This is a genomic window from Dokdonella sp., from assembly GCF_049593775.1.
Lineage (GTDB): Bacteria > Pseudomonadota > Gammaproteobacteria > Xanthomonadales > Rhodanobacteraceae > Dokdonella.
On the sequence record NZ_JBAWHJ010000281.1, the window covers coordinates 1 to 3795 of the forward strand.

The following is a 3795-nucleotide window of genomic DNA, read 5'->3' on the forward strand; positions in this document are numbered from 1 at the left end:
CAGACAAAATGTACGGTGTGGCCCTGCATGCGGCGGGCGCGCACCCAGATGTCCGCCTGCACGTAGCCAAGCAAGTGGCCCACATGCAAGGGACCATTCGCATAGGGCAGGGCGTTGGTGACAAGGATTTTCCTTGCGGGCATGCTCATTCCGGCCGGGTTCCACGAAGTGCAGGGCGCGGAATTATTGCATGCAGCACCGATCACCGGGGCTGTTGTACGCCGCGACTCATTGCGGCGGAGCCAGACAGCCGTATCGTTCGAGCTTCGCGGCAGCCAGTCGACGTGATTTCTTGCAGCGACTCGCGATGCGGGAAGGTTCGACGCCGCGACTGATGTTACCGGTGATCGCAATCACCGAACTTGAAAGCTCATGGGCTGCGGCTTTGCGCTCATCGCCGGCCAAACGCGTGTTCAGGCACTGGCGGTACTCCTCGACATAATCGTCGCAGTCGGGGAAGCCGGTTTTCGCATAGGGCGGAATCTCCGCGTTGAGAGCCGGCGGTGGCTTGAGGTCCCTGACGGGCGCCTGCTGCGGCGCTGGATCAACGGGTTTGGCCGCTGGTTCTGCGACAGGGGAGCCACCCATCGATTCGGGCACTCCGGGAGGCTGGCTCCTGTTGCAGGCGATGAGGACGGTTGTGGCAGACAGGATCAGGACAAAGCGCAATAGATTCATTGATTTGCTCGTGATCGGCCGGGCTGGCCAGAGTTTCGACTGCGTATCAGCAGCGGAGTTCGAAGTGCCCGTCCGAGGGTTGGCATGAGTCAGGATGACGCTCAAGTCAGACGAGCGCCGTGAGGCATACTAGGCATCTTTACCGATTTGATCGAGTCCATGAGCGAAGCAAGCGAACAGCAGGTCCGGGAAATTCTCTCGGGAATCCTTGATCCACATAGCGGGCAAGACCTTGTATCCGCTGGAGTCGTGCGTGGTATCGGAATCTCGGGTGACAAGGTGTCAGTGGATATCCAGCTCGGCTATCCGGCCGTTTCCTGGCAACAGGAATTGAGCGGCGTGGTCAAAAAGACCCTCGAAGCCGATCCTGCGATCAATTCTGCTGCCGTCGGTGTTTCCTGCCGAATCGGCGCACACCGCGTACAGGAAGGTTTGAGCCCGCTGACAGGTATTCGCAACGTGATAGCGGTGGCATCCGGCAAGGGAGGGGTGGGCAAGTCGACCGTGGCCGCCAACCTCGCCCTGGCCTTGCGCGCCGAGGGTGCGAGCGTGGGCATCCTCGATGCCGATATCTACGGTCCCAGTCAGCCGCGCATGTTCGGGCTCTCAGGCAAGCCGGATACCAAGGACGGCAATCGCATTGAACCGAAGATCAACCATGGCATTCAGGTCATGTCGATCGGCTTCCTGATCGAGGAAGACACGCCGATGATCTGGCGGGGACCGATGGTTACCCAGGCGCTGCAACAGTTGCTCAGCGATACCAACTGGGTTGATCTTGACTATCTGATCATCGACCTGCCGCCTGGCACCGGTGATATCCAGCTAACCCTGTGCCAGCGTGTACCCGTATCCGGAGCCGTCATCGTCACGACGCCGCAGGACATCGCGCTGCTGGATGCACGCAAGGCGCTGAAGATGTTCGAAAAGGTCAATGTTCCCGTGCTTGGCATCATCGAAAACATGTCGACCCACGTCTGCAGCCAGTGTGGACACGAGGAACATGTTTTCGGAGAGGGCGGTGGTGCGCGCATGGCCGAGCAATATGACGTGCCGCTGTTGGGTTCATTGCCGCTGGATATCCGAATCCGGGAGCAGGCGGACAATGGGACGCCAACCGTGGCTGCACTGCCTGATTCCGAGCTTGCCTCCCGCTATCGCGAAATCGCCCGCAACGCATCTGCGCGCCTGGCCTTGCAGGCGCGTAACAAGTCCATCCAGTTCCCGAAGATCGTCATACAGAACACCTGATCGTGTTTGCCCGCTGCTTGCCATTCCTGCTCGGCGCCCTCGCGGCGGGTGCAATAGCGCAGTCGCCCACGGATGTGGGTGAAATGTTGGCTGCTGCGCATTCACAAGTGGGCGTAACCGTGTCCTACGCTCCCGCCTACCGCCGACTGAGCTACCCTGGCGGCGATGTGCCGATGGATCGTGGCGTTTGCACGGATGTGCTGGTTCGCGCGCTGCGTGCAGTCGACGTCGATCTGCAGGTTGAAGTGCATCGCGACATGCGGGCGAATTTCGACGCCTATCCTGATCACTGGGGCCTGAAACGTCCCGATCCGAACATCGATCATCGTCGTGTGCCGAACCTGGAGCGCTTTTTCATGCGAATGGGGAAGTCACTTCCGCTTGGCACCGACGCTGCGGACTTTCAGCCGGGCGATTTCGTTTCCTGGCGCCTGGACGGAGGTCAGCCGCACATCGGAATGGTTTCCGGTAGCCTGGGCGCGAACGGACGTCGGCCCATGATCATTCACATCATCGGCAATAGCGTGCAGGTCGAAGACGTGCTCTTCGACTGGAAGATGACCGGTCATTTCCGTTATTTTGCCCAACCCGCCAGCGCCGCTGCTACGGGACGGCCCCACCGTCGTTGAACGCATGCGCGCACGGCTTCCAATTCAAGTACTACCCATCGAGAACACCCTATGAGCATCAAGTCGGACCGCTGGATACGCCGCATGGCGGAGCAACAGAAGATGATCGAGCCCTTCGAGCCAGGCCAGGTCAAGCTGAATGCCTCCGGTGGGCGAATGATCTCCTACGGCACCTCGAGCTATGGCTACGACGTCCGTTGCGCCTCTGAATTCAAGATATTCACCAATATCAATTCGACGATTGTCGATCCGAAAAACTTCGAATCCGGCAACTTCGTCGACTTCAGCGGTGATGTCTGCATCATTCCGCCGAACTCCTTTGCGCTCGCACGCACCGTCGAATATTTCCGAATTCCGCGAAAGGTGTTGACCATCTGCCTTGGCAAGTCAACCTATGCCCGCTGTGGAATCATCGTCAACGTGACCCCGCTGGAACCCGAGTGGGAAGGTCATGTGACCCTGGAGTTTTCCAACACGACCCCGCTGCCCGCACGCATCTACGCCAACGAAGGTGTGGCCCAGATGCTTTTTCTCGAGTCCGACGAGGAGTGTGAGACCAGCTACAAGGATCGGGGCGGCAAGTACATGGGCCAGCAGGGGGTTACCTTGCCGCGTACTTGAGGACACTCGGGAAGATCGGCTTGTCGAGTGCCTGGCACCATGCGGGATTCGCGGTGAGGCCCCGTGCCGGGCGGCGTGCTGGCCGGGCCCCTTGATCAGCAGGACCAGCAGTCGTACCGGATGACCGGGGTCCGCGCCCGGATTGACCAGCACTTCCCGCATCAGTGGTAGTCTTGCAAACCTGAATTTTCCCGGAGAGTTCGTCTATGTGGCTGGTTGCAAAGAATCGTCTCGTGCGTGCGCTGGCGCTGGCAGTTTTTACCTTGCTCATTGGCGCCTGTGCCAAAGGCATCAAGACTGATGCCAACCTGGCACCGGTGAACCTGCCACCGAGTTTCGATGTGACCCTGATCGCGGCCAAGGAATTCCAGTTCGACTACCAGGACGTTCCGCTCTCTCCCGAGAGCCTGCGTGCGGCGTTGAACTATCGCAAGGATCAGTCGCTGCCAATGAGCACCGTGTTGCTCAAGCGCGGTGAGAAGCAGAAGATCACCGACCGGCATATCGCCACCCTCGCCCAGATTTCAGTGGCGCTCGGGTTTGCCGCGTATATCCAGGAAGATGATGAAATCAACGAAATTCGCGCGACCACCAAGCCAGCTGAATAGGTGCACCC

At 59.6% G+C, this 3795-nt stretch carries 6 protein-coding genes; 4 read left to right on the top strand and 2 right to left on the bottom strand.

Going from position 1 to position 3795, the window contains the following annotated elements:
• Window positions 1–149: class I tRNA ligase family protein (locus tag WBP53_RS09990; RefSeq protein ID WP_423928479.1), on the bottom strand; the 149-nt coding region annotated here is incomplete at its 3' end.
• Window positions 150–228: 79 nt separating this feature from the next.
• Window positions 229–678 carry a hypothetical protein gene (locus WBP53_RS09995; RefSeq protein ID WP_423928469.1) on the bottom strand — a complete coding sequence of 150 codons (450 nt, stop codon included), beginning with the start codon at window positions 676–678 and terminating at the stop codon, window positions 229–231.
• Between the two features lie 159 nt (window positions 679–837).
• On the opposite strand from WBP53_RS09995, the gene apbC reads away from it, so the two are divergent.
• The 4 genes from apbC to WBP53_RS10015 all read left to right on the top strand — a co-directional run bounded on the left by apbC (window position 838) and on the right by WBP53_RS10015 (window position 3787).
• Entirely contained in the window at window positions 838–1929 is a 1092-nt protein-coding gene (gene apbC, locus WBP53_RS10000) for an iron-sulfur cluster carrier protein ApbC (protein WP_423928471.1), read from the top strand.
• 2 nt (window positions 1930–1931) lie between these two features.
• The gene (locus WBP53_RS10005; protein ID WP_423928473.1) at window positions 1932–2558 is read left to right on the top strand and encodes a DUF1287 domain-containing protein; all 627 of its coding nucleotides are present in this window, start codon (window positions 1932–1934) and stop codon (window positions 2556–2558) included.
• A gap of 51 nt (window positions 2559–2609) precedes the next feature.
• Window positions 2610–3179, top strand: a complete 570-nt coding sequence (dcd, locus tag WBP53_RS10010) for a dCTP deaminase (protein WP_423928475.1) — start codon at window positions 2610–2612, stop codon at window positions 3177–3179.
• Between the two features lie 206 nt (window positions 3180–3385).
• The gene (locus WBP53_RS10015) at window positions 3386–3787 is read left to right on the top strand and encodes a hypothetical protein (RefSeq protein ID WP_423928477.1); all 402 of its coding nucleotides are present in this window, start codon (window positions 3386–3388) and stop codon (window positions 3785–3787) included.
• Window positions 3788–3795: the final 8 nt, after the last annotated feature.